This is a genomic window from Stieleria sp., assembly GCF_041595215.1.
Classification (GTDB): domain Bacteria; phylum Planctomycetota; class Planctomycetia; order Pirellulales; family Pirellulaceae; genus Stieleria; species Stieleria magnilauensis.
Genome location: NZ_JBFHKV010000812.1, coordinates 1 through 4,084 on the forward strand (window position 1 = coordinate 1; position 4,084 = coordinate 4,084).

A 4,084-nucleotide genomic window follows, 5' to 3' on the forward strand; every position below is an offset into this window, starting at 1 on the left:
ACATCGGCGAGACCGCTCCGGCGTGGAGCGAGTTGCCGGGGACCGACGACCGTGTGCATTCATTGCAGACGCTTGAACAGACGAAGGTCGTCGTGGTCGCGTTCACGTGCAATTCCTGTCCCTATGCGGTCGATGCCGAAGACCGCTTGAATGCGTTGGTCGATCGATTTGCAGACAAGTCAGTCGCCGTGGTCGCGATCAACGTCAACAAGGTCGAAGAAGATCGGATGCCGGCGATGAAACAGCGGGCCAAGGAGAAGGGATTCAAGTTTGCGTACCTGTGGGACGAGTCACAACAGATTGCCAAAGAGTACGGCGCAAAGTACACGCCGGAGTTCTATGTGTTGGATGAGGATCGCAAGGTCGTCTACATGGGTGCAATGGATGATAGCCCCGCCGGTGATGAGGTGACGAAGACCTACCTCATCGATGCCATCGAAGCCACCCTGGCCGGTCGAGAGGTGCAGGTCACCGAGACGATTCCGATCGGTTGTCGCATTCGGATCGAGCGGCAACGGCGAACGCGGTGAAGAAACCTCTCCGGCAAGTCGCTCAAGCGGATCGTCGACACACCCGGTTCCGATCGACCTCGCGACCACGCGGCGGTGTTTGGGCAGTGTTGGGGGGATTGGGCGGCGCTTTGTGCTTCGCGTTCTTTACCACGTTGTTGCTGCTCGTCAACGGCACCGCCACCCTGGTCCTGTTCGGCGCATTGGTCGACTCCGACCCGTCGTGGGCGGATCGCAAAGGGGTGATGCAGTTCGGGCTCTTTGCGCTGCCGTTGGCCATGCTCGTGGCCGAATGGTTGGTCTGGGACTTCTTGTGTGGATTGCTGCGGCGTGGAACAGCGGATGACGATCGGGGAAGCGGGATGGCAGATTGAGACGGGGCAGCATCATTCCGCCTTTCCATCGTTCTGCCACCTGGCCCGTTCCATCACTTCGCGCCGTTTTTCTGCTTGGGTTTCCAGCGTCCCATCAGGGCGACAAAACTGGGGACCAGAATCGTGCGGACATAGAACGTATCGATCAGGACGCCCAGACCGAGTGCAAAGCCGAGTTCGATGATCCCGCGGAGTCCGATCGACGCATCGGATTCGATCCCCAGCAGGTGCAGCAAGCCGGGTAACCAGGCGGAGGCGGTCATGCTGAAGAAGGTTGCCGCCATCACCATTCCACACGCGGTGATGATTCCGCCGGTTTTGGATACCGCGTGGCGGAGCGCAGACAACCAGCCGCTCTTGCGTTGTTCTTCGACGATCCGTGTGACCAGGTAGACGTTGTAATCCTGGCCGACCGCGACCAGGATCACAAACAGGAACAGCGGAAGTTTCCAGTCCAGGCCGACATACTGATCGGCGTAGATGCCACGGAAAAACAGCACGGTCAATCCGAGCGTGGCGTAGTAGCTGAGCAGGACGGTAAAGATCAGGTACAGGCACAGCCCGAGCCGGCGGATGACGGCGACGAGAATCAGGAAGACGGCAAGCACGACCGCGATTTTGATCCGTTGGTTGTCGGCGATCGTGACGCTTCGCAGATCGATGATCGAAGGTGTCGTGCCGGTCAAATAAACCTTCGATCCGGTCCAGTCGGAATCCGGGTCGCTGGCGAGTTGATTCAGGGTGTCACCGATTTGTGAGACCAACTGCTGCGTCGGAAGCGCAAACGGATCGCCTTCGATGATCAAATCCAGGCGTGCCAAGCGGTCTTGGTATTGGGTGTTGTTGGAAAAGAAATAATTCTGTGCGACACGGTGCTGTTGCAGCGCCCGTCTGCGCCACGCGTCGGCGCTCAGCAGTCCCATCTCTCGGTCCGGGGGGAAGTCGCCCAGGGGATCGTTCGGCGTCCGCACGGCGACGACGCCCGGCTGTGCGTAGAGCAGGTTGGACAGACTTTTGAGTTGCTTTTTCAGAGTCTCTCGTGGTTCGTCTTCGGGGCGAACCATCAAGACCGTCACCGGATTGATCTCGCCGATTTTGAAGTGGTCCGACAGCAAGCGATAGCCGCGTCGACTCGGCGCGTCGGTGTCCAACTGGCTGCTCAAGTTGTACGTCACTGAATCTTCGTTGACCCATCCGTACCAACCCGGGGCGGCCAGGAAAACGATGCCCAACAGAAAGGCGGTCATCGGCCGGCGGGTCAGGGTGATCGCGATCCATTCCCACAAACCACTCGAACGCCGCGTCGATTTCCCATCGGGGCCGACCGGAACCGAGAGCAGCGAGCGCGTGGTTTCCGTTTCGGGAGTCACGACGTTGGGCCAGAACACGTTCGGGCCGAGCGCCCGCAGCAGCGCCGGTGCAAGCGTCAAGCAAACGATTAGGCCGACCAGCAAACAGATTGCGATGATCGGGCCGGTGTAATGGTACTTGCCAAACTCAGCGAACCAGAGTGTGCCGAGTCCGAAGACGGTCGTCAGCGCGCTGCCCAGCAACGCCGACGTGACCCCGGTCAATGCATTGCGGCACGCCACGGGCCACGGAGCCAACGCGGCTTCTTCGCGCAGTCGCGAGATCAGAAACAGACAGTAATCCGTTCCGGCGCCAAACAAAATCACCACGATGAAAATGCGACTGGTCGTGAACACACGCATGTCCAGCCAGGGCAGTACGCCGCGGATCGACCAATCCGTCAGCGTGGCCACCATCGAAGTCGAAACGATCACCGCGACACCGATCGAGATCATCGGGACGGCGACCAGCAACGGTGCCCGATAGACCAGAATCAAAATCAACAGGATCATGATCACGGTGATCGATTCGGTGTAACGAATCGCATCGCGGGCGGCGATCAAGGTTTCGCCGCCGATCGCCGCCGAGCCGGTCATTTCCAACTGCAAACGCTCTGCGGCGTCTTCCGGTTGCGGGATCCGGGCCAAGCTGTAGCGGCGAACCCGGTCAAGGATTTTGCCGACCGATTCGACGGTGTCGATGTTTCCGGTCGCGGCCAACTCGCTGCTCAGTTGCATCACGGCCAATCGCGCCGACGGTTTAGTCAACAGCGACCCCAGGACGGCATCGTCCCAGGAAAGCAGGTCCAGCATCGAGGTCCAGGCCGTCAGATCACGCGCGGTGATCGGCTCGGCAAGCGTCTCGATGTCGGGGACCAGCAGCAGGGCATCGCGATAATCGTCTTGGGCTTGCCGCTCTTGGCTACCGATCTGTTCGAGTAGTTTTGCCCGATCAAAATACGCGATCGCCATCCGCGGTTCGGTCAGGGTGGGGGCCAGATCCGGGACCGAGTCAGCGAACCGTTCGTAGAATCGCTGGTCGACGGCGATGCTGTGGTCGAGCGATTCGAGGGCGCGTTGGAGCCAGGGTTTGGCAAGTTCGGGGGCCTGGTCGATCGGGCCACCGGAATAGCCGAGACCGATCGCGCGTTGCCAACACACTTCGCCGAAGCGGTGATGCAAGCGGCGGAGCAAATCGTCACCGACCATCAAATCGTCTTTATCGAGCGACGTTTCCTTGCGACCGAGCACGATCACAATTTGGCTCCGCGCCCGATCGCCGGGAAAGGCTTCGTCGAGCACCCGCGCGGCGGCGACCGTGGTCATGCGGTCGGGTAGGTACTCGAAATCACCGTCATAGGCGACGTCTTTCCATTTCGGCGCGATCGCAAACAGAATGACCGTCGCGACGACCCAAAAGACCAGCACGGGCCGCCATCGGTGGGTGACGAATCTCGCAAGTCGTTTGGTTAAATCAGCGAGCATCGTGGATTGTGGGCGGTGGGCGTCGTGCGGTGAACATCGTGGGGATGTCAACAGCCGGGCATTTTAAACACCGCGGCAAAACGTCGTCCGACAAGCGTACACCAATGGGGGCAACTTGTGATGCGGGGGCCTGTATTCAGGGGGATGGCCGGCGCTTGGGTGGTGTGCCTGCACCCATCCTTTTTTGCCGCTCGATTCTTACGACGCCCTACCCCAAGACCAAGCCGATGTTGTCGATGGCCGTTGGCCAACGCGTGTCCCCGTTTCCGCACACTGAGCCCACTGACTGAGCCCACTGATGGCAGCGCGAACCCGCGGATAGTTTGCCCCCTGTCATCCGTGGGTTCGCGCTGCCATCCGTGGGTAT

The 4,084-nt window shown here is 60.2% G+C and carries 3 protein-coding genes; 2 read left to right on the forward strand and 1 reads right to left on the reverse strand.

From position 1 onward, the window contains the following. Positions 1–2 precede the first annotated feature (2 nt). Positions 3–530, forward strand: coding sequence for a thioredoxin family protein (locus tag ABX749_RS24545; RefSeq protein WP_372898312.1), 528 nt, complete (start codon positions 3–5; stop codon positions 528–530). Then, positions 527–883, forward strand: coding sequence for a hypothetical protein (locus tag ABX749_RS24550; RefSeq protein WP_372898313.1), 357 nt, complete (start codon positions 527–529; stop codon positions 881–883). The genes ABX749_RS24545 and ABX749_RS24550 overlap by 4 nt, the downstream gene beginning before the upstream one ends. Positions 884–936: 53 nt before the next feature. Here ABX749_RS24550 and ABX749_RS24555 read toward each other — a convergent pair whose 3' ends face one another. Next, on the reverse strand, positions 937–3,660 hold the full coding sequence (locus ABX749_RS24555; protein WP_372898314.1) for an MMPL family transporter: 2,724 nt from the start codon (positions 3,658–3,660) through the stop codon (positions 937–939). Positions 3,661–4,084: the final 424 nt, after the last annotated feature.